Here is a 22,373-nt window from a genome sequence, read left to right on the forward strand (position 1 = left end):
TACCAAATTAAAAATAACCCGCCGCATCATCGACTCGATTAACCAAGAACAACAAAGAGAGCTCATTGGGATCGCCACCCATACGACAACCTCGAAAAGCGTTTAATTCGTCCAGCATAATTTTCATGCAAACTGAGGGGCGCTTTAAAATTCGGCGGAAATTTCGAATCTCAGAAAATCACTCAAAATATGCACCAGGAGATTCAAATGAACCAATTGATCAAAAAAATCACATTTGCCGCGTTGAGTTCGCTGATCGCGACCAGCGCCGTTGCCCAGCTAATCAAAACGCAAGGAGGCGTGACGCAAATCACGTTACCGGAACGCGGTCTACAAGTTGCTGGGATCGATTTCAAGAACGCTCTGCCGATGCCGCTGCCGAAACCGATCCTAGCGCCGCCCACGATATTGGACTCGCTGATGTACAACGCCAAGCCGGCTCTCGGGACGCCTGGTTACGCGCGAGGCGGCGCTGGAGACGGCAAGCAGCAGCCGGTGCAACTGGTAGCTCCCGCAAACTTGAATCAGAGCGGGATCGAACCGCAAGAGTACGGATCGTCCAATCAGCCGTACACCACCAGCCAAGTGAACGCATACGGAGACAATACCCAGTATTACTACCCGTTCCGTCCAACCGGCCGGCTGTTTTTCAACATCGGTTCCTCATCCTATGTGTGCTCCGCCTCCCTCATCAAACCGGGAGTGGTCGTCACTGCGGCGCACTGCGTAGCCAATTTCGGCCAACGACAGTTTTACTCGAACTGGGTATTCGTTCCCGACTATAGCAACGGAACCGCCCCCTATGGCGTATGGAACGCGGCATCCGCCACCATCATGACGTCCTACTACGACGGCACCGACTCATGCGCCGTTGCCGGCGTCGTCTGCCAAGACGACGTGGCTGTGATCGTGCTGATTCCGCAGGGAGGATCGTACGCGGGCAATCGCACCGGATGGTATGGCTATGGATGGAACGGCTATAGCTACAATCCGTCAGGACTCGCTTTGATCGACCAGCTCGGTTACCCCGTGGCACTGGATAACGGCCTCTACATGGAGCGCAACGAATCGCAAGGTTTCGTGTCATCCAGCTACTCGAACAACACGATCATCGGATCGCTGATGACCGGAGGATCGAGCGGCGGCCCGTGGCTCGTCAATCTCGGCATGCCGCCGGCGCTCAACGGCACGACTTTCGGCAATGCGGCCGCACACAACACCGTGGTCGGCGTGACGAGCTGGGGCTATACGGATACTGCGGTGAAACAGCAAGGTGCGTCCCCGTTCACGAGCGGCAACATCGTGACGCTTGTGAACACCGTATGCGGCAGCACGCCGGCAGCTTGTTGACGGCCATCTAACGGAGTGCGCCGTGCATGGCGTCGCGCTCGCCGTACCGATGGGGCACGGCAGGTCAGACGCTTTCCGCGGCGCATCCTCTCAACTGCTCAGCATCAGAAAAACAGTCCGACACGACGAACTGCCCGACGGTCGATCGAATCGTCATCGACTTGCGGAAATGAAAAATGTGCGCACCGCGTATGCTGCGCGCATCGTTGGAAACGCCTCGGTGCCGACCTTGCCGAAGCGAAACAGAAGGGCAACCTCTACAACGCCCCGGACTCGACGTACGGCACGATGGCGTACTGCCTCGACGAGTTCGTCGCGCATTGCGAGACGCGGGCGCTGCTCGGCTATTTGAAGCTTCACACGTACGAGCACTGCAAGCGGGACGTCGCACCTTTGAAGGTGTACTTCGAGCACATGCCCCCGCGAGCGTGGGGCCCAAGCATGTGGGCGCGTACCTCGACCTTCGTGCGAAAAACGGTCGGCCCGCGCAAGGCAATCGCGAGAGGGCGCGCCTGGCGACGTGCTTCACATCGCTCATTCGAACCGGGAAGGCAGCGTCGGGTTCAATCCGTGCCGTGGAGTCAAGCGGAACAAGGAGACCAAGCGCGAACGGTGCGTCGAGCACGAGGAATATCACGCCGCATGGGCAATCGCCGCGTCTCGGATTCGCAGGCTTCTCGGCCTCACATATCGAACCGGGCAACGGCCACGGGACATTATCCATTGGGACCGTCAAACATCGTCCATAAGCTCGAATCTGACGGATCCGTGCGACGCGTGATTCGCGATGACCCAGGCAAGACCGGGACCGTCGTCGACATCGCAGCCCCCCCGAGATCGACGTAATTCTCGCCAATCCGAAAGGGACCGGACCGACGCCGGGGCCGGGAAGAAACTGGATTAGAACGCGCAATGCCGAACCCTGCGCGTACTCCGGCCTGAAATCGATGCTCCATCGTTACATCATGAAGGTCAACCGCGCCCGCGAAGCAAGAGGATTCCAGCCGTTCGAATTCTTCGGGCCTCGTGACATGAAGACGAAAGGAGCAACCGACATGTGGCTTGCCGGCGTCCCGCTCGAACGTGTTCAGGTTCTGTGCGGCCGTGATTCCGTTACGGCAACTGAAATCCATGTGAAGTGCCGTTGGCGACGCGCGATCGAGTCCAATCGGCAGCAAACCGCCATCCAATGAAACGCCGCGAACCCCGCCGGAACTGCATCGAACACGGACGAACTGACTGAACATATTGGACGAGATGCGCGCTCAAGCCCCTACATGACAAGACTTTATGGGGTGTTAGAGGCCGGCCATCATAATCCGCAGGTCCGGATTCGAGTCCCTGTTTCTCCACCAAAACCCAAAGCCCCTGGCAATCAACCGATTGCCAGGGGCTTTTCTCTTCACTACCCAGCCAGCCACTTGGCGCGGCCTTCCCGCGCACAAGGCCCCCACACATCTACCGGCATCGATCGAAGCGCTTATCGCCTTCGCTTCGGTTTCAGAGTCGCCCTTGACAGGCGAGAAACCCGCGTTCGCCATGAACTCGGAATCTCTGCCAAGCCGGAATCTCGGTCCCCGCACCGAACCCACGGCTTGCGACGCCAGCCCCATCTTCGACTTCGATCGCGCCATGCCACAATCGACGTAACGGCCGACAACTGCATCACCCCGATCGAAGACGAAAGACTTCGCGAACCGCCACCCGCCCTCGCCCGAAGGCAGCGCAGCAGCGTCGCGCCCATCCACGCATCAATTGACCTGCAATTGCCCGCCGCGCCCGAGCCCGCCCTTCACATCCTGCACCTTGTAATTACGCACCGCGACGACCAGCTTGTTCCATGCATCGATGAACGCAACCACGGTCGCCTTGCCTTCCGGCGTCGTCGAAAAGCCGCCCAAGCCACCGCCGACGTTTCCGCCGAAGCCGGCAAGCATCGCGCCGTAATTGGTCGCCGTCGAGCTCCCCTCCGCCGCAGCGATCTGCACCGCCGAGCGCACGTCGAACAGCGTCAGCGTCACGACCGACGCCTTCGTCTTCACGCTGCCCGCCAACATCGCCACCGCGCTGTTGCCAATCAGGCCGCCGATCATGCTGCCGACGCCGCCGATCGGCGAATCGTTGATCACGATCTGCGGCTCCATGTAGTAGTCGGCCGCAACGCGCTGTCCTTTGTGCTGCTTCGAACCGGCGCGGTATTCACCCGAATTGCGCTGCATGTCGGTGATCCGCATCAGGCGCGCATCGCTCTTCTGATTGCCGATCGACGTAATGACGAAGCAGTTCGACTGCTGCACCGCGAGACGCAGCAAAGGATCGATACTCGTCACCTTGGTCGCACTGCCGAATGGCCCCCACCAGTCCGCATTGCGGCCGTCGTCCACCGCGATCGTGCCGAGCGGCGCGCTGCAGCGCTGCAGCGTCGGATCGGCGCCGGCGCTCACCGCGCCGCCCGCCGCGCCCGTCACGCCCGCGTTCTGTCCGCCGGGCGAAACGATACCGCCGCACGCGGCAAGGGAAGCGGCCAGCCCCGCAACGCTCGCGGCCTTGAGAATGAGTGGGTTGGAGAAGAGGGTCTTCATGTCGTTATCGATATAGTTAGTCTATGTTCGGCTTATGCGTCGGTGCGAACCCCGATAAGCCCCCCCGGCAAGACGTGCGATGAGTTGGTCTCCTGCGATCGCCCCGTTGCGCCGGCACCCGGTCAATACCCGTACCAGTCCGACTGACGCCAGACGCCGAGATACGGATAGCCCGAATACCAGTAGCCGTAGTAAACGTCACGCCATTGCGTGCGCCACTTGTAGTCGTCTTCGTCTGCTTGCTTCGCGGCCCGCGCCTGCTCGAGCAGCTTTTGCGATTCCTTGTCGCCGCGGCTCGCGGCAATCGACAGCCACCTGTCGGCCTCGCGCGGGTCCGAGCCCATCTCTTCGAGGCCGAACAGATAAAAGGCGCCGAGCGCCTTCTGCGCCTGCAGATTGCCGCGCTCCGCGGCTTTGCGCATCCATGCGAGCGCCTGATAGCTGTCCTGCCGGACGCCGTCGCCGCGGAAATAGCGCAGGCCCAGGTCGTAGGCCGCCTTCGGCTCCGTCGTCGCGCGCTCCTTCAGCGTCGCGATCCGCGGGTCTTCCTGGTCCGCACCATCGTTCTTCGATTCATAGGAGACCTGATTTTTCGGTCGATCGGAACAGCCGCGGTCGTCGCATATCCGTACCATGTCGCTCGCGGACGGATTCTGTGCGCACGCGGTCAGCAATAGCAGCAGCGACGATGCGAGCAAACGGCAGTGCATTTGGCGTGACCCCGGGTTTTATTTGGACTGCAAATTAGAATCGCTCGAACCCGCACCAAGCCATACGCCCGACGAGCGGGAGCAACACCGCCGTCATCGGACGCCACTGCCTACGGCCTCTCTCAGGTTCCTCTTGTCGAATCCCTCGGCCCGGTGCATTCGTTTTTCTCTCGCACCGAAGACCTGCATCGCCGGACATCATCCGCCGCCGAACATGACGCGGCAAACAATGGTGACGCAAAACGTCATAATAATGCAGAAAATTGGCATGTCAAGCCAATTGAGATTAAACAAGTTTGCGTATCACGTCATATTTGCTATTCTTCCACCCAAAAATCCAGCGAGGAGCGCATCGAGATGACCTACCCCGATCCGGCCAACGCCGACCTGATCACCGCGACCAAAGTTCGAGATCTCCTCACTCGGACGGGCATTCCGCCGCGTAGCCACAACACGACGATCGCCAACGTCCTGGGCCTGAGTTTTTCCGTCGTCACGCGCAAGATGAAAGGACAAATTCCGTGGAATTTGTCGCAGCTTCAGGACATCGCCTCCTACTTCGGCGTGCCGCCCGCGATCCTGCTCGACGACAAGGGCGTCCAATCGAGCACAATCGCCGAAATGCACGACGCGACGCTCGTCATCGAGACGAGGCGCTTCCGCTGTCGCGCAGCAATTTCGACGAAGGCGAGCAGCCAGGTCGAGTCGAATTTCGTCGCGCTCCAGTGGCAGGACGGCTGGATCGTGTATGAGAAGAAACACGCGCCCGCCGGCCGTACCTATCCAGTCGAGGTCATCGAGCTTCGATCGAGCGAAAGCTGCGCGTACGAAGTGCGGATCGCGGTTGTCGACGACTCGCCCGACGTCGCCGAAACGATATGCGAGTACTTCGCGGAAAAAGGCGTCACCGCGATCGCGTATTACGACGGCGCATCCTTTCGCAAAGCACTGGAAGTCGAGGACTTCGACGGATACATTCTGGACTGGATGCTCGGCGCGGAAACCGCCGCCGGCCTCGTGCGCGGCATCCGCGCGAGCGAAAATGCCGACGCGCCGATCTTCCTCTTGACCGGGAAGATCTCGACCGGCGAGGCGAGCGAAGACGAAATCGCGGACATCGTTTCGAACTTCAACGCCCGCTGCGAAGAGAAGCCGGTCAGGCTGCCGATCCTGTTTGCCGAAGTGGCGCGCGCGCTGAAGATTGCGTACCCGCTCAATGCACATGCGAGTTGAACCATCACTTTGCGAGGATAAGAAATGCGAGTTTCCATGGACTGGATGAAAAGCCTGGTGCTGTCGCTGCTGCTGGGCGCCGCGATTTCGGCTTACGCGGCCCCCTTCAAGTTCACCGTCGACGGGAACATCAAGCACACCAACCAGACGGCGCGGCATGCGTACGTCTTTTCCGAGCAGGATCTGATGGCCTTGCCGCAGCATTCGATCACCACGTCCACCAGCTGGACGCCGAAGGCCACGTTCACCGGCCCGCGCCTGAGCGACATACTCAGGGCAGTCGGCGCGACCGGCACGCAAATCGAATTCCATTGCATCGATGAGTACACGTTCACGATCCCGGCTTCCGATGCCGACAAATACGGCGTCATCCTCGCGCGCACGATGAACGGCAAGGTGCTGGACAACAACAACTACGGGCCGCTGTGGATCATGTACCCGCGCGACCAATTTCCGGATGAGCTGAAGACCCCGATCAGCGAAGCGAAGTTTGCATGGCAGATCATCGGACTCACGGTGAAATGAGCCCGGTCAGATGGAGAAATGAAAAAATCATCGTCGTCCTGGGATCCCTGTGGATCCTGGGCTTCGCCGCGTGGGCATTCCTGTTGTACGACCTGCTCGGGACCTCGGTCAAGGAAGGCATTCTGGAAGGCCCGCGCGAAGGCGTATTCTGGACTGCTGCGCAATACCGAAACTCGTTCAGCCGGTTCGATCGGCAACTGATTCTCTATGCGACCCGCCAGGATCGCGACTTCGACAACCTGCTGCTTCAGCTCGACAGCCTCGAAGCGTCGTTCGGCTTTCTGCAGCGGCCGTCCGAGGTCTCCGCATACTGGCTGAGCATACCCAAGGCGCACGACGACATCGGGGACCTGGGCCATTTCATGACGAGCTTGCGTCGCGAGGTTCCGGCGCTGCGCGATCGTCCCGACGACGCGAAGCGCATGTTGCGCGACGTCGCCGAATACTGGCCCAAGGTGAACGCGCTCGCGAATTACTTTCGCGCGATCGAAATGGAGCAACGCGACTTCACGTTCCATCAGCTGAAGGAGAAGCGGCGGGCCATCGTCATGTTGGGCGGCGTGCTGGGCGTCATCCTCGGCGCGCTGTTCCTGCTGCTGTTCTACACGATACGCACGCGCGGCAGTCTGCTCGAACGGCAGCAGGCGGCGCTCGACGCGGAAAGAAAGGCATCGGATCGCGCATTCGAGATGATCGCGGCCAAAAACGCGTTCCTCGGCATGGTCAGCCACGAATTGCGCACGCCCTTGCAGGCGATCTGCGGGTCCATCGAGGTCCTGCTCGCGCGGCCGCAATCCGAAGCCAACATGAAGACGATCAAGCGCTTGCAGAACTCGGCCGCATCGCTCGAAGCGCAGGTGAAGGAACTCACCGACTACATCAAGCTTCGGTCCACGAACCGATCCGTCCAATCCGAAACCGTGGAGATCGCTCCGCTGCTCGCGGAAGCCCTCGATCCGCTCCGCGGCAAGATCGGCGACAAGAATCTGAAAGCGTCGCTTCGCGTCGAGCCGGTCGGCCTGGTCGTCAAATCCGATCGCAAGCTGATCCAGCAGATCGTGTCGAATCTGATCGAAAACTCGATCAAATACACGAACAGCGGGACGATCGCGATTTCCGCGGACCTGACAGGCACGCCGGTCAACCGGGAGATGAGAATCGCCGTCCGCGACACCGGCGTCGGCATCGCAAAGAATCTGCTATCGAAAATCTTCGAGCCTTTCTTTCGGGCAAACGATCCGGGCATCCGTCATGTCGACGGCATCGGCATGGGGCTCGCCGTCGTGCAGGAGCTCGTCACCACGCTGCGCGGCCGCATCGACGTTCGAAGCGTCGTCGGCGAAGGAAGCGAGTTCGTCGTCACGTTCCCGGTCGAGCCGCCCGGCCGCGCCGACGCGCTCGGCGACGCGACGGAGCCGTCATGGCAGACGCCGCATCACGATCTGCATGCGCTCGTCGTCGACGACAACGAGAACGCGCGCGAAACGTTGGGCTCGATGCTGACGGCCCTGGGCATTCAGGTGGATCTGTGCGATACCGGCAAGGACGGCGTGACGCGCTTCAGAGAACGGCGGCACGACATCGTCGTGCTGGATCTGGAATTGCCCGATTTGAGCGGCTTCGACGTTGCCGAACGGATTCGCTCGGCAACTCCGCCCGACGCCCGCAGGAAGACCGCGATACTCGGCGTGAGCGCGTACGAATCGGCCATTCTCAAAGGGGATCGGACGATCTTCGACGAATTCATCCCCAAGCCGATTCATCTGGACACGCTCAGCAGCGTCGTCGGCCGGCTCCTCAAATGATCGCGGCGTTTCACGTGCACGCGGCCGTTGCGCAGCGCGCCGTTGCTTCGGCGTGCATTCGACGGCGCACGCGAACGCGCTCGACGCAACCGCTACGCCGCGACCTGCCCGCGGCTCGCCTTCCGCTCGCGCGCCGCGACGCCGCCGCGCCAGTCTTCGCCGCCTTCGAGCGCGGGCGTCGAGTCGAACAACTCCGCGATCCAGTCGGCGAACACGCGGACCTTCGCGGACAGATGCCGGTTGTTCGGATAGACGATCGAAATCGGCTTGGGCTTCGGATTGAAGCCCGGCAGCACTTCCCGCAGCGACCCGTCGAGCAGGTGCGGCAGCACCATGAAGAGCGTCGGCTGGATCATGCCGAAGCCTTCGACGCCGCACGTCACGTAGGCATCCGAATCGTTGACGGTCACGACGCCGTTCAGCCTGACCTCGACCGGCTTGCCGTCGATCACGAACACCCACGGCACCGGCCGCGAACCATGGCTCGCGCGGAAATTCACCGCGTGATGCTCAGCCAGCTCCGCGATCTCCCGCGGCTCGCCGAAGCGCTTCAGGTAGTCGGGCGACGCGCAGGTGACGCGCTTGAGCATCCCGATCCGGCGCGCGACCATCGACGAATCTTCGAGCGGCCCGATGCGAATCATGCAGTCGATCCCCTCTTCGACCGGATCCACCGGACGATCGGACAGCCCCAGATCGAGCACGATGTCCGGGTAGCGCTGATGGAAGATCGGCAGCGCGGGAATCACGAGCCGCCGCCCGAGCGAGCTCGGCATGTGCACGCGCAGCGCGCCGCTCGGCTTGCGGTTGCCGACCTGAAAGCTCGCGTCCGTCTCCGCGATCTCGGTGATGATCTTGATGCAGTGCTCGTAGTACGCGGCGCCTTCCGGCGTCAGCGACAGCCGACGCGTCGTCCGATGCATCAGGCGCACGCCGAGCAGCGCCTCGAGATTCTGGATGATCGTCGTCACCGACGCACGCGGCATCCCGAGCGTCTCGGCGGCCCGCGTGAAGCTGTTCGCATCGACCACGCGGGTGAAGACTTCCATTGCCTGGATGCGGTCCATGCTATCCCCCTTCGAATCGTCAACGGGGCAGAATAGAGCACGCGACAGCTCCGATTCAAGCCGCTTCGCGACTATTCGCATTCGCCGAATAGTCGGGCATTTCGCGCGGCGAGGGTCCACATCCGGGCGCTGTCGATTCGGCGGCGGTCCCGACCGGCATCGCCGCCGACCGGGGCCGATCGTTCGTGTGCCGAACTAAGGCGCAAAGCGCAATGTATGCTCGGTCGGCCCCGGCAGGAACGGCATCGGCTCGCCCTTCACCCACGCCTCATGGCCCGCCAGAAAGAACGGACTGAGCGGATGCCCGCTCTGCCCGCCCGGCATGTTGAAGAGACCGTCCTCCTCGTGCCCCGGCGACACGACGATCCGCTCCGACTGCCCGAACTTCGGTCCGGCGACGCGCGGCATGTTCGCGTCGCCCGGCACCTGGTCGGCGGGCGCGGACAGCCAGCGTCCCACGAGCGGCACGCTGCGCGCGAACGGATGCGCGATCCGCAGCGTGTTGCGATCGCCCCAGGTCGCGTCGGCGAGCGGCGCGCCCTTACCGGTCAGCGCGGCAATCGTCCGATCGATCGCCGTCAGTTGAACGTCGCGCCAGCTCGACGCGTCGGGCGGCAGCCACGCGGCCGGCTGCGCGTCGAGCAGCCGCGCGATCACGACCGGCCAGCGCGGATTCGCCAATGCGTAGTCGGCATCGGGCTGCTGCCGCTTCAGCCGCGCGTCGAGACTGCCGAAGATCACGTCGTAGAGCCGATGCAAATAGCCGCGCGCGAGCGTGTATCCAACCGAGTCGACGCTCGCCCGCCCCGTCCAGCCGTTCACGAGCAGCCGCCGGAATTCCGCGCGCGCCGGATGGCCCGCGAGCGCCGCGTCGTCGAGCACGCGCAGCGCCCGGTCGCGCCACAGCGACATGAAGCGCGCGCGATCGTCGAGATCGAGCCGGTACGCGGACCGCTCGTCGGTGCGGCCGAGCGCCGTCAGGCCGTCGCGCAACTGGCTCGCGCGCGCGCCGAGATCCGCGCCGCCGTCGCCGATCAACCGGTACGCATCGCTCGCCAATTGCCGGTTGTTCGCCGTCCACAACTGACCGCCTGCAGGATCGACGATGCGCGGATACGCGTCGGGCGGCAGCGCCGCCTGCCACGACGAAGCGCCGTTGGCCGGCCGGCTCCTGCGGTCGGGCAACGCGCCCGCGATCGTCCAGCCGATGCGCCCCGTGCTGTCGCCGATCACGATGTTCTGCGCGGGAAGGCCCGCCGCGTTGGCGATCCGGATCGCATCCTCGATGCCGGCCGCATCGGTCATCCGCACGAATTCCAGATTCGCCGCACCGCTCGACTGCGCGATCCAGTGCGCCGCGTAGAACTTGCCGCCGATGTCGCGCACGGGGCCGGCCGTCGTCTCGAGCACGGTCAGATCGACGGGCGCGGCGCCGTGGACGCGAATCGTCTCGATGCTCGCGCGCGCGGTCTGCCACCCGTCGCCGAGCCTGAAGCGGCGCGGATCCTGTGCGTCGCGCTCGAGCGGCATGAGATCGAGGCAGTCCGCGTAGCCGTTCGTGAAGCCCCATGCGATGCGCCCGTTGCTGCCGACGACGACGGCCGGCAGGCCGGGCAGCGTCACGCCGACGACGCGCGTCGCCGGCGACGCGCCGCCCGACGACGTGAACGCCGCGCGATACCAGATGTTCGGCAAGCCGAGCGACAGATGCATGTCGTCGCCGACGATCGCGGCGCCGCGTACGCTGCGGCTGCCCGCGAGCACCCAGTTGTTGCTGCCGACCGACGATCGTTCGTCGAGCGACACGCTGTCGATCGGCGCCGTGGGTCCCGCTTCGCGCAGCCACGCGGGCGCGGCCGCGCTCACTCGCGCAACCGGCGCGGCGACGCCCGGCGCGTCGAGCGGCGCATCGAATCGGCTCGACGACGGCAGCAGAAACGCAAGCTGCTCGGGCGTCGAGTGCGCTTGCAGCCAGTGCCGCGCGAACTCGCGCGACGCGAGCCGGCCTTGTAGATCGAAGTACATCGCCCAGATCACGAGCATCGAATCTTCGGGCCGCCACGGCTGCGGCTGCATGCGCAGCAGCGCGTATTCGAACGGGCGCGCGCGCAGCGCCGCCAGGCCGTCGTTGACGCCTTGCGTGTAGCGCTGCAGCAGGCGCAGGTCGTCAGGCGGCAAATGCGCGACGACGGCCGCAGCGAGCGCGCGGAATCGGAACAGACGATGAGCGCGATCGACGTTGAGCGCGATCGGCCCGAACAGCTCCGACAGCTCTCCGGCGCCGCTCCTGCGCAGCATGTCCATCTGGAAGAAGCGGTCCTGCGCATGCAGGTAGCCGATCCCGTAAGCGGCGTCGAACCGGTCGCGCGCGGAAATCGTCGGCACGCCGAACGCATCGCGCTCGACCGTCATCGGCGCGCCGAGCGTCGGTGCGCGGACGTCGCCGTCGAGCTGCGGGAGACTCGAACGCAGATACGCCGCCGCGCCCGCGATCGCGAGCAGCAAGCAGAGCAGGATCAGGCCCGACAGGATCTTCAGGTGGCGCCGCATGCGGTTGCGGGTCGAAGCCATGGTTGCGCGAGTCCGTGGGTTGCGCCGGCGCGCCGCCTGCCCGGTTCCGGGCGGAGGGCGGCCGCGCTTGCGGGTTGGGCGGTGAACCGGCGCCGCCTTCGGGGCCTGCTTCATGCGCCGAAGGCGGCCTGGCGCCGCGCGTCGACGCCGGTCGTCATATCATCGCCGACAGCTTGATCGCGCGTCGTGTCATCCGCGCGACCTGCCCCGAATATTCGGCAGCGGCGCGCGTTCCGTCAAGGCATCAGGCGCGCCGAGGAAGCGGCCGCTTTTGCGCTCGTACGCTCGTACGCTCGCCGATACGATCGATCCTCCGTTCTTGCGCTTCCGGCATTCGACAATACGGCGAATCGCGTTGCAGCCGTTTTTCCGCATGCCGATGCAAACCAAACGATAATCGGCCGCCTCCGTCAGATGATTCAATTCGATGACCGGATCGCGCGGCATCATCTCGAACGAGATAACGAATGGTTGCGATAATCCGCCATTGCATCGAAAATCGCCAGGCATGAACACGGGCCGGACAACCTCATCTCGACGATCGTCACAGCAACTGCCCCAAACATTAAAAACACCTTTCATATCATGCGGTTGCATGATCGCCTCGAATGTTTGCCGTTGCCTCCGCCAATCCTGGTTTAATGAGGCGGCTGCAAGCATCGATCGTCCGTTGGCATTCGATAATTCCGCTGACGTCGCTTCGAACGAAAAGCAGCAATAATGTGGCCACTCGACGCCTATCCTGAAAATGACGGTTGTGATTTCTCGTTCGCCGCTTCGAGATTCGTCACGACGCGTGTGCGTCGCATTCGGACTCGCCGCGCGGCCGATGACCCCGACGGCGCCGCCGTCATCCGGCACTTAATGAATGACGCGAAATCATGCCGACCTCGCCTGAATTCCGGGAACCCTGCCGCCCTTTGCCGGAAACGGAACTCCGTCGGCTGCGGCGCGCCCGCGAATCGCACGTGACAACGCCCCGCATTCGATCACGCCAATCGGCTCGAACCCGGACCGTCTCTTTCCGATGAACGACCTCCTCCCCTACTACGAACGCGAGATCGCGCTGCTGCGCAACTCGGTGCGCGAATTCGCGATGCGCCATCCGAAGATCGCGACGCGCTTCGGCATCGCGGACGGCCACACCGACGACATGCACGTCGAGCGCATGCTCCAGTCGTTCGCGCTGCTCGGCGCGCAGATCGGCGAGACGCTCGACGACGAGTACCCGGCATTCACCGAAGCGCTGCTCGAGACCGCGTGCCCCGACTATCTGCGTCCGTTTCCCGCGTGCGCGATCGCGCAGTTCGACGCGGCGTCGATGTTCAGCCAGTTGACGGAAGGCGTAACGATCCGGCGCGGCACCACGCTCGAAAGCCGGGTTGGCGCGAACCGGTTCCGCACCGCGTACGACGTCGCGCTCGCGCCCGTGACGATCGTCGACGCGCGCTATCGCCCGGCGTCGGCCGCGCCGTCCGCCGCGCGGATGCCGCCGTCGTCGACCGGCATCGTGTCGATCACGTTCGATTCGCTGACCGCCCAGCCGGCGCTCGCGGCGCTGCGCGCGCGCAGCCTGCGCGTGCATCTGCACGGCGACGCGCCGCTCGTCGCCGCGCTGCTCGACACGTTCGCGATGCGCGTGCCGACCGCGTTCGTCGAACTCGACGGCGACGGGCGCTGGAAACCGCTGTCGAAGGCGCCGCTCGCGCCGGTGGGTTTCGCCGACGAAGACGCGCTGCTCGATCCCGCGCACAGCGCGCCGCCGTTCCGGCTGCTGATGGAATATTTCGCATTCCCTGCCAAATTCGATTTCGTCGATATTGACGTCGCGCGTATCGCGCGCACCGCCGGCACGTGCAGGCGCTTCTCGCTGCACCTGCCCGTCGTCGACCTCGCCATGGATTCGCCGCATGCGCGCGCGCTCGACACGTTCTCCGCGTCGAACCTGCGTCTCTTCTGCACGCCGATCGTCAATCTGTTCAGCCAGGATGCGATGCCGATCTCGCTGCACGACGCTGCGACCGCGTATCCCGTCACGCCGCAGGCGCTGAAGTCGAACGGCATCGAGGTGCGATCGATCGACGCGGTGCGCATCGCGCGCGAAGGCGAGCGCGGCGAGAACCTCGACGTGATGCCGTATCGCTCGCTGCTGCACGGGCGGCGCGGCCGCAACGAGCAGGTCTACTGGATCGCCGAGCGCGATCCGCATGCGTACGGCGCGCAATCGGCCGCGCCCGCGGCGCTCAGGCTCGTCGACGCGGACGGCGCGCTCGTCGAGCCTCGCGCCGATCAGTTGAACGTCGAGCTGACCTGCACGAACGGCGACTATCCGCAGACGCTGCCGATCGGCGATCCCGAAGGCGACTTGCTCAACGAGAAGGACAATCTGCCGGGCAGGATCGCGATCCTGCGCCGGCCGACGCAGACCCGCCGGTTCCCGCGCGACCACGGCGCGCTCTGGCGCCTGATCGCGGCGATGACGCCGCACGCGCTGCTGCTGCAGCCGTCGGGGCTCGGCGCGCTGAAGTCGCTGCTCGTTCAGTACGCGGCGCGCTCGTCGAGCGCGGTTCCGCAGATCGACGGCATCGCGAATCTCGATCACAAGGCCGCCGTGCGCTGGATGGCCGTGAAACCGATGCCGACGTTCGTGCGCGGCGTCGAGGTCGCGCTGACGTTGAACGAAGCGGCGTTCGCGATGAGCAGCCTGAAGGTGTTCATCGACGTGATGGACGGCTTCCTCGCGCTGCACGCGCCGCCCAACGGCTTCATCCAGCTCGTCGTGCATTCGCGGGACACGGGCCGCGAGCTGTATCGATGCGCGCCGCGCGGCGGGATCGCGCAGCTCGTGTAGTTTCGCTCGTCGATCCGCCCGGCGAGCGCCGCCATCCGATTTTGCGAAAGCGCGCCGCCGAATGCCGCCGCTCGCCGCGCGCGCCCGGTTCGCGGATGCATTCGGCGGCGCGCTGCGCGATCGCCTGAATCGTCAGCGAAGGATTGGCGCCGCGAACCTCGAGCCGCGCAACCGGTGCGCGCCGCACCATTTCCGAGCATCGCCGCCGCACACGCCGCGCGCCGCAAGCCGCGCGAAAGCGGAATCGTTTCCATCGACTGTGGTTTTTCAGAGTCAATCCGTAGAGTGGCTCGCACGATTCAGTACTAAACTTATCGAAATGGCCGCGGCAAGTGCCGGGGCCCGCCGGGAGACGCCGCCATGAATCGGCCGCTGATTCGGATTCCCTTTCGCCCGACCGGAACCCTGTCGTTCTGGAAGGCGCTCAAGTGGTCGCTGATCGCGATCGTCGCGGTCGTGATCGCGATCGTCGCGCGCCTCGTCCAGATCGAGATTGAGACCTCCCGGCTGCAGGCGCGCTTCTTGTCTGAACTGACGCGCGACATCGGCTACAGCGTCGACGAAGGCGCGAGCGACCGCATCCGCTTCCCCGAAAACGGCCCGTACGACCTGCGCCTCGGCTATGCGCTGCTGCCGTCGTTCCAGCAGCGGCTGCTGTCGCACGGCTTCGTCGTCGCGTCGCAGTCGCGCGCATCCGACCGGATGCTGTCGCTCGCCGACGACGGCCTCTTCCTGCCGTACGACGAAAAAGATCAGGCCGGCCTGTCGATCGTCGATTCGACGGGCTCGCCGCTCTTCGGCGTCACCTATCCGCACCGCGTCTACGGCGGCTTCGAGGCGATCCCGCCGCTCGTCGTGCAATCGCTTCTCTTCATCGAGGATCGTTATTTGCTCGATGAGAACCAGCCGAACCGCAATCCGGCGATCGACTGGGGACGCTTCAGCCGCGCGCTCGCCGACCAGGGGCTGCGCTTCGTGAACCGCCATCAGGCCGCGCCCGGCGGCAGCACGCTCGCGACGCAGCTCGAGAAATTCCGCCACTCGCCCGACGGCCGCACCGCGACGCCGCCGGAGAAGCTCCGGCAGATCGCGTCGGCGTCGGTGCGCGCGTATCTGAACGGGCCGCAGACGATGGCCGCGCGTCACGCGATCGTCGTCCATTACCTGAACTCGGTGCCGCTCGCCGCACGCGCGCGCGTCGGCGAAATCACGGGCATCGGCGACGGCCTCACCGCGTGGTACGGCCGCGACTTCGACGAAGTGAACCGGCTGCTCGCCGCGCCGACGACGCCCGGCAACGTCGACGCACAAGGGACTGCGTTCCGGCAGGTGCTGTCGCTGATGATCGCGCAGCGCGCGCCGTCGTACTTCCTGAACCGCGGCTATCCGACGCTGCAGCGGCTCACCGACAGCTATCTGCGCCTGCTCGCGACAGGCGGCGTGATCACGCCCGCGCTGCGCGACGCCGCGCTTTCCGCGCACATCGAGCGCAGCCCGGCGCCCGCCGCGACCGAAGCGCAGTCGTTCGTCACGCGCAAGGCGGTGACGTCCTCGCGTTCGCACCTGCTCGGCGCGCTCGGCATCGACAACGTCTACCAGCTCGACCGCCTCGACCTGCGCGCGACCGACACGCTGAACAACAAGGTGCAGCAGGCGGTCGCCGCGGGCCTCGCGCGCGCGGCGACGCGCGACGGCGCGCGCGAAGCCGGCCTCTACGGCTTCGAGATGCTGCGCCCGGGCGACGATCCGTCGAAGATCCTGTACAGCTTCACGCTCTACGAGCGCCGCAACGGCGCGAACCTGCTGCGCGTGCAGACCGACAGCGTCGACCAGCCGTTCGACATCAACCAGGGCGCGCGCCTGAACCTCGGCTCGACCGCCAAGCTGCGCACGATCGTCACGTATCTGCAGATCATCTCCGAGCTGCACGCGCGCTACGCGGACATGAGCGCGGCCGAGCTCGCGAAGGTGAAGCCCGATCCGACCGATGCGCTCACGCGCTGGGCGCTCGACTATCTCGCGCACACGCAGGACCGCTCGCTGCCGGCGATGCTCGCGGCGGCCGTCGAGCGCAAGTATTCGGCGAGTCCGGGCGAAACGTTCTACACGGGCGGCGGCGCGCAGAGCTTCACGAATTTCGAGAAATCCGACAACGGCAGGATCCTGACCGTGCACGTCGCGTTCCAGAACTCGGTGAACCTCGTGTTCGTGCGGCTGATGCGCGACATCGTCCACTACGAAATGATCCGCACGAGCGGGCCGTCGGCGTCGTGGCTCGACGATCCCGCGCAGCGCCAGCATTATCTGCTGCGCTTCGTCGATGCGGAGAGCCGCGTGTACGTGAAGCGCTTCTACACGAAGTACGCGGGCAAGTCCGGCGACGACGCGCTCGCCGCGATGCTCGACAACGTGCGCAAGTCGCCGCCGCGCGTCGCGACGGTGCTGCGCAGCGTCGCGCCCGAGCAGCCGCGCGCGTGGTTCGACGCGAAGATGCGCACCGCGCTGCACGGCACGCCGGCAGCGGCGAAGCTGTCGGACGACACGCTCGAGAAGCTCTATGCGAAGTATGCGATCGACCGCTTCAACCTCAACGATCGCGGCTACATCGCCGGCGTGCATCCGCTCGCGCTGTGGACGCTCGCGTATCTGCGCCGGCATCCCGACGCGTCGCTCGACGACGTGCAGAAGGCGAGCCGCGACGCGCGGATGACGTCGTACTCGTGGCTCTTCAAGACGCGCTATCACGCGACGCAGGACCGCCGCATCAAGCGCATGGTCGAGCTGCGCGCGTACGACGCGATCGGCGAATCGTGGCGCGCGCTCGGCTACCCGTTCGATCATCTGACGCCGTCGTACGCGGCGGCGATCGGGGCGTCGGGCGATCAGCCGGCCGCGCTCGCGAAGCTCGTCGGCCTGATCGCGAACAACGGCGCGAAGGTGCCGAACGAGCGGATCGCATCGCTCGAGTTCGCGCACGGCACGCCGTACGAGACGCGCTTCGTTCGCGCGGCCGCGCAGCCGCAGCCGCTGCTGTCGCCGGAGATCGCGAACCAGGTGCATGCGCTGCTCGGCGACGTCGTGCAGAAAGGCACGGGCCGCCGTCTCGCCCAGGGATTGGCGTTCCCCGACGGCCTGACGCTGCCCGTCTACGGCAAGACCGGCACGGGCGACCAGCGCTTCAACGTGTACGCGCGCGGCGCGCGCTTGATCGAGTCGCGCAAGGTCAATCGCAGCGCGACATTCGCGTTCTCGCTCGACGATCGATTCTTCGGCGTGCTGACCGCCTACGTCCACGAGCCGTACGCGGCGCGTTACAACTTCACGAGCGCGATGGCGGTGCAGTTGCTGAAGTCGCTCGCGCCGGCGCTGCAGCCGCTGACGACCGCGCCCGCCGAGCCGAGCGCGAACGAGGCGCCGCCGAAGGCCGCCGCCGCGGGTTGATCGGACATCGCGCGGCCGGCCGCCATCAGCCGGGGCCGGCGCCGGCCGTCGAAGCGTCCCCTCCGGCCGGCCGCTCCCACTCGCGCGCGCGGCCGAGCAGCGTCCGCACCTCGTCGTCGCTCGTCTGATCGAAATCCCGATAGAACTGGCCGATGCCCATCAGCCAGTCCGGCCGCATCACGCAGACGATCGCGTCCGCCGCCGCCTTCACCTTCTCCGCGCTGCTCGGCGACGCGACCGGCACCGCCGCGACCAGCTTCGCCGGCTTGCGCTCGCGCACCGCTTCGATCGCGGCGAGCATCGTCGAGCCCGTCGCGATCCCGTCGTCGACGACGATCACGGTCCGGCCTTCGATGTCGGGCGGCGCGCGATCGCCGCGATACGCGGCCTCGCGCCGCGCGAGTTCGTCGCGTTCGCGCTCGATCGTGTCGGCGAGCTCGCGTTCGGACACGCGCATCGTGCGCAGCACCGATTGCTCGAGCAGCACGACGCCGCCCGCCGCGATCGCGCCCATCGCCAGCTCCGGATTGCCGGGCGCGCCGAGCTTCCTGACGATCAGCACGTCGAGCTTCACGCGCAGCGCCTTCGCGACCTCGTACGCGACCGGCACGCCGCCGCGCGGCAGCGCGAGCACGATGACGTCGCTGCGGTTCGCATAATCGGCGAGATGCGCGGCGAGCTGTCTGCCTGCATCGACGCGATCGCGAAAATAATCGTTCATCACGCCTCCTTCGCCGCGTCGCGATCGACGTCCTCGCGATGCCGCGGCTCGTTCGATTGCATGCGCATGCATGCAAGGATGTGCGTCGACGCGCGACGCACGGAACGTTCCACTATGCGTGCGCCTCGCTCGCCGTCTGCGCGTCGATCCGTTGCGCGAGCGCGGTGAGCGCGTCGGTCACGGCGATCGGATAGTCGGCTGCGTGCGCAAGATCGCGCAGCCCGGCGGGCAGCGCGTCGAGCTGGCTGCGCGCGTGCGCGCGCACGTCGGCCAGGCTCGGCAGCGACGCCGCGCGCGCGCCGTCGATCACGAACGGCTCGAGCAACGCGACGCCCGGATGCGCTTCGTCGCGCAGCGCGAGACTGTCGCCGTCGAGAACGCCGTCGTCACGGTGGCGGCGGTACACCTGCTTGCGTCCGGGCCACGTCGCCTTGCCCTCGGAGCGCTTGCGGCGCGGCACGCCCGCGTACTCGGTCAGCTTGTACGCGCAATCCGCATACGGCGCGTCCGCCGACGTGTTCATCCGCGTCCCGATGCCGAAGCCGTCGATCGGCGCGCCCTTCCCGATCAGCGCTTCCAGCTTGTATTCGTCGAGATTGCCGCTCGCGAAGATCGTCACCTGCCGCAGCCCCGCGCGATCGAGAATCGCGCGCACTCGCATCGCGTGCTGCGCGAGATCGCCGCTGTCGAGCCGCACGCCCTTCACCTCGACGCCGTCGCGCGCGAGCTTCTTCGCGACGTCGATCACCTTGTGCGCGGCCGCCTCGGTGTCGTACGTGTCGATCAGCAGCATCGCGTTGCGCGGAAACGAACGCGCGAAATGCTCGAACGCGAGCGACTCGCTGTCGTGCGCCTGCACGTATGAATGCGCCATCGTGCCGTACACCGGAATGCCGTAGCGCAGGCCGGCGAGCAGCGTCGCGGTGCCGGTGAAGCCCGCGATGTAGCTCGCACGGGCCGACAGCAGCGCCGCTTCCGCGCCGTGCGCGCGGCGCAGCCCGAAGTCGACGAGCGTCTTGCCCGGCGCCGCGAGCACCGCGCGCGCCGCCTTGCTCGCGACGATCGATTCGTAATGCAACAGGTTCATCACGCGGCTCTCGATCAGTTGCGCTTCGCGCATCGGCGCGGTGATCTGCAGGATCGGCTCGTCGACGAAGAACACCGTGCCTTCGCGCATCGCGTGGACCGAACCGGTGAAGCGCAGCGATTCGAGCGACGCGAGAAACCCGTCGCTGAAAAGCCCCGTGCTCGCGAGCCCCTCGAGTTCGTCGGCGTCGAGCTTCAGGCCCGCGAGGTAGTCGAGCACCTGCTCGAGACCCGCCGCCATCAGGAAGTTGCGATGCTCGGGCAGCTTGCGGACGAAGAACTCGAACGTCGCCGTCTCGTTCATCCCGCAGTCGAAGTACGACTGCAGCATCGTGAATTCGTACAGGTCGGTCAGCAGCGCGCCGTCGCGAACGGGGCTCGTCATCTTCGGCTCCTCTTGTGCGCGTCCCGGTCGCCGCCGAGATGCGCGACGAACCAGTCGGCCGCGAGGCGCGCGACTTCGTCGAGCGTGCCCGGCTCCTCGAACAGATGCGTCGCGCCCGGCACGATGACGAGCTTCGACTCGCCGATGAGCCAGCCGGCCGCGACGCGGTTCAGCCGGATCACTTCCTCGTCGCGCTCGCCGACGATGAGGAGCGTCGGCACACGCACGCGCGGCAGCGCGTCGCCCGCGAGATCCGGGCGGCCGCCGCGCGAGACGACCGCGCGCACGGCGCGAGCGCGCGAGTTCGCCGCGATCAGCGCCGCCGCCGCGCCCGTGCTCGCGCCGAACAGGCCGACGGGCAGCTCGCCGACGTGCGGCCGCTCGCGCAGCCAGTCGAGCGCGCTGACGAGCCGGCGCGCGAGGAACGCGATCGCGAAACGGTACTCGGCCGTCACCGCATCGCGCCGCTGCTCTTCCACCGTCAGCAGATCGAACAGCAGCGTCGCGAGGCCCGCGCGCTGCAGCACCGCCGCGACTTCCTGGTTGCGCGGACTCAGCCGGCTGCTGCCGCTGCCGTGCGCGAACACGACGATTCCCGGCGCATGCTCGGGCGTCGCGAGGATGCCGTTCAATTCGACTTTTCCAATAGGTATCCGTACTTCTTGCGTCTGCATTGCATTCTCCATGCCTGCGTCGCCGTCACGGCGCCGGCACCGGCTTCTCGCGCGGACGCCACGCATCGGGCGGCGCGAGCGGTTCGAGCGGGCTCGTCTCGTCGAGATGGAACAGCGCGTCGAACTGCCCGGTGATCGACGACATGAAGTAATGACTGTCGCGCTCCGTCTCCGGCAGATAGATCACGCCGATCGCGCGCTCGAGCAGCGCTTCGCCGAGCGGCTGCGCGACAGTCTCGCGCAGCGGCAGGAAGAAACGATCGAGCCCGGTCGTATGGAAAAGGTGTTCGTAGCTGTCGTGCAGCGCGGGACGCATCCATTTCTGCTCGACGTCGCCGTCCCAGCGCGACGCGGCCGACACGCGGCCCGTATAGGCGGTGAAGCCGATCGACAGCGCGCGTTCGCCGAGCGACTGACGCACGAGCTGGCCGAGCGTCCATTCGCCGCGCAGATGCATCGCGGTCGCGCGCGCGTCGCCGACGTGCGAGTTGTGCGCCCAGACGACTGCGCGTCCGGTGCCGCCGCGCCGCGCGCGATAGCGGCGCAGCGCGAACAGCGTGTCGCGCATGTGCGAATCGCGCAGATTCCACGTGTTCGCGCGCGGCCCGAACATCGCGCGGTAGTAGGTCTCCGCGTTGACGACGACTTGCGCGTTGCGTTCCGCGAAGAACTGCGCATCGAGCGCGTCGATGCCGTCTTGCGCGAGATAAGCCGCTTCGCTCGAGCGAAGCTGCAGCAATTGCGTGACCGCATCGGCGGTCGCGGCAGGCCGTGCGCCCGTTGCGACCGCATGGCCGTATGCGCTCGGCTCGCGCACGTGATCGAGCGCCGCGTAGCGCCGCCGCGCGAGTTCGGCCTGGTCGGGATCGACGTCGTCGAGATAGCGGATCACCGCGTCCGCCGAGCGGTACAGGCTGTACAGATCGAGCCCGTAGACGCCGACCCGCGTTTCGCGCGGCAGCGTCGCATTGTGATCGCGCAACCAGCCGACGAATTCGCGCATCGGACGATTGCGCCACATCCATGCGGGAAAACGCGTAAAGTCCGCGAGCGCCGCGTCGGCGTCGCCGATCGCGGCGTCGCCCTGCACGTAGCAATTCACGCGCCACGCGTCGGGCCAGTCGCCTTCGATCGCAATGGTGTCGAAACCGCATTCGTCGACGAGCCGCGCGGTGATCTGCGCGCGCATCCGATAGAACTCGGTCGTGCCGTGCGTCGCCTCGCCGAGCAGCACGACATCGGCATCGGTCGTCATGTCGATCAATTCGTCGAAATCGGCCGAATCGCCGTGCAACGGGCGAGCGACATCCCGCGCGGCAAGAAAGGGCGTCTTCGCAGGATGCATGAATCGTCTCCGGACGACCGCCGCCCG

16 protein-coding genes are annotated in these 22,373 nt (G+C 65.7%); 7 read left to right on the forward strand and 9 right to left on the reverse strand.

Annotated features, from left to right (window positions below; genetic code table 11):
- Positions 1-207: 207 nt before the first annotated feature.
- Both BG90_RS04240 and BG90_RS37185 read left to right on the forward strand, forming a co-directional pair.
- The gene (locus BG90_RS04240) at positions 208-1,350 is read left to right on the forward strand and encodes a trypsin-like serine peptidase (protein WP_025989675.1); all 1,143 of its coding nucleotides are present in this window, start codon (positions 208-210) and stop codon (positions 1,348-1,350) included.
- 965 nt (positions 1,351-2,315) lie between these two features.
- On the forward strand, positions 2,316-2,543 hold the full coding sequence (locus BG90_RS37185) for a hypothetical protein (protein WP_232355053.1): 228 nt from the start codon (positions 2,316-2,318) through the stop codon (positions 2,541-2,543).
- A 558-nt stretch (positions 2,544-3,101) separates the two neighbouring features.
- Here the strand turns inward: BG90_RS37185 and BG90_RS04245 are convergent.
- Both BG90_RS04245 and BG90_RS04250 read right to left on the reverse strand, forming a co-directional pair.
- Positions 3,102-3,932 (reverse strand): hypothetical protein, encoded by an 831-nt coding sequence (locus BG90_RS04245; protein ID WP_010114167.1) that lies wholly within the window; start codon positions 3,930-3,932, stop codon positions 3,102-3,104.
- Positions 3,933-4,054: 122 nt separating this feature from the next.
- A complete protein-coding gene (locus BG90_RS04250; RefSeq protein WP_025989674.1) occupies positions 4,055-4,642 on the reverse strand; it encodes a tetratricopeptide repeat protein in 588 nt (195 codons plus the stop codon).
- 357 nt (positions 4,643-4,999) lie between these two features.
- Here BG90_RS04250 and BG90_RS04255 point away from each other — a divergent pair, with 357 nt between their 5' ends.
- Genes BG90_RS04255 through atsR form a run of 3 tightly spaced genes read left to right on the forward strand, consistent with a single transcriptional unit; the run spans position 5,000 to position 8,205 of the window.
- The gene (locus BG90_RS04255) at positions 5,000-5,875 is read left to right on the forward strand and encodes a helix-turn-helix domain-containing protein (RefSeq protein ID WP_010114162.1); all 876 of its coding nucleotides are present in this window, start codon (positions 5,000-5,002) and stop codon (positions 5,873-5,875) included.
- A gap of 24 nt (positions 5,876-5,899) precedes the next feature.
- Positions 5,900-6,400 (forward strand): putative pterin-binding protein, encoded by a 501-nt coding sequence (locus tag BG90_RS04260; RefSeq protein ID WP_025989673.1) that lies wholly within the window; start codon positions 5,900-5,902, stop codon positions 6,398-6,400.
- Entirely contained in the window at positions 6,397-8,205 is a 1,809-nt protein-coding gene (gene atsR / locus BG90_RS04265; protein ID WP_010114159.1) for a hybrid sensor histidine kinase/response regulator AtsR, read from the forward strand. Before BG90_RS04260 ends, atsR begins: the two co-directional genes overlap by 4 nt.
- A gap of 92 nt (positions 8,206-8,297) precedes the next feature.
- Here atsR and BG90_RS04270 read toward each other — a convergent pair whose 3' ends face one another.
- The 3 genes from BG90_RS04270 to BG90_RS37190 form a co-directional block, all read right to left on the reverse strand.
- On the reverse strand, positions 8,298-9,272 hold the full coding sequence (locus BG90_RS04270) for a LysR family transcriptional regulator (protein ID WP_010101851.1): 975 nt from the start codon (positions 9,270-9,272) through the stop codon (positions 8,298-8,300).
- A 195-nt stretch (positions 9,273-9,467) separates the two neighbouring features.
- Entirely contained in the window at positions 9,468-11,843 is a 2,376-nt protein-coding gene (locus BG90_RS04275) for a penicillin acylase family protein (protein WP_025989672.1), read from the reverse strand.
- Between the two features lie 189 nt (positions 11,844-12,032).
- On the reverse strand, positions 12,033-12,503 hold the full coding sequence (locus BG90_RS37190; protein WP_232355052.1) for a hypothetical protein: 471 nt from the start codon (positions 12,501-12,503) through the stop codon (positions 12,033-12,035).
- Between the two features lie 367 nt (positions 12,504-12,870).
- On the opposite strand from BG90_RS37190, the gene tssF reads away from it, so the two are divergent.
- Together tssF and BG90_RS04290 are read left to right on the forward strand one after the other, a co-directional pair.
- Positions 12,871-14,694, forward strand: a complete 1,824-nt coding sequence (tssF, locus tag BG90_RS04285) for a type VI secretion system baseplate subunit TssF (protein ID WP_010114155.1) — start codon at positions 12,871-12,873, stop codon at positions 14,692-14,694.
- Positions 14,695-15,054: 360 nt separating this feature from the next.
- A complete protein-coding gene (locus BG90_RS04290) occupies positions 15,055-18,135 on the forward strand; it encodes a transglycosylase domain-containing protein (RefSeq protein WP_010114151.1) in 3,081 nt (1,026 codons plus the stop codon).
- 25 nt (positions 18,136-18,160) lie between these two features.
- Here BG90_RS04290 and BG90_RS04295 read toward each other — a convergent pair whose 3' ends face one another.
- The 4 genes from BG90_RS04295 to BG90_RS04310 form a co-directional block, all read right to left on the reverse strand.
- Positions 18,161-18,856 (reverse strand): phosphoribosyltransferase, encoded by a 696-nt coding sequence (locus BG90_RS04295; RefSeq protein ID WP_025989671.1) that lies wholly within the window; start codon positions 18,854-18,856, stop codon positions 18,161-18,163.
- A gap of 112 nt (positions 18,857-18,968) precedes the next feature.
- The gene (locus BG90_RS04300) at positions 18,969-20,327 is read right to left on the reverse strand and encodes a nicotinate phosphoribosyltransferase (RefSeq protein WP_010114146.1); all 1,359 of its coding nucleotides are present in this window, start codon (positions 20,325-20,327) and stop codon (positions 18,969-18,971) included.
- Entirely contained in the window at positions 20,324-21,001 is a 678-nt protein-coding gene (locus BG90_RS04305; RefSeq protein WP_045568285.1) for a dienelactone hydrolase family protein, read from the reverse strand. Before BG90_RS04305 ends, BG90_RS04300 begins: the two co-directional genes overlap by 4 nt.
- A gap of 25 nt (positions 21,002-21,026) precedes the next feature.
- Entirely contained in the window at positions 21,027-22,346 is a 1,320-nt protein-coding gene (locus BG90_RS04310) for an erythromycin esterase family protein (RefSeq protein ID WP_010114139.1), read from the reverse strand.
- Positions 22,347-22,373 lie beyond the last annotated feature (27 nt).

It is taken from the genome of Burkholderia oklahomensis C6786, from assembly GCF_000959365.1.
GTDB lineage: Bacteria > Pseudomonadota > Gammaproteobacteria > Burkholderiales > Burkholderiaceae > Burkholderia > Burkholderia oklahomensis.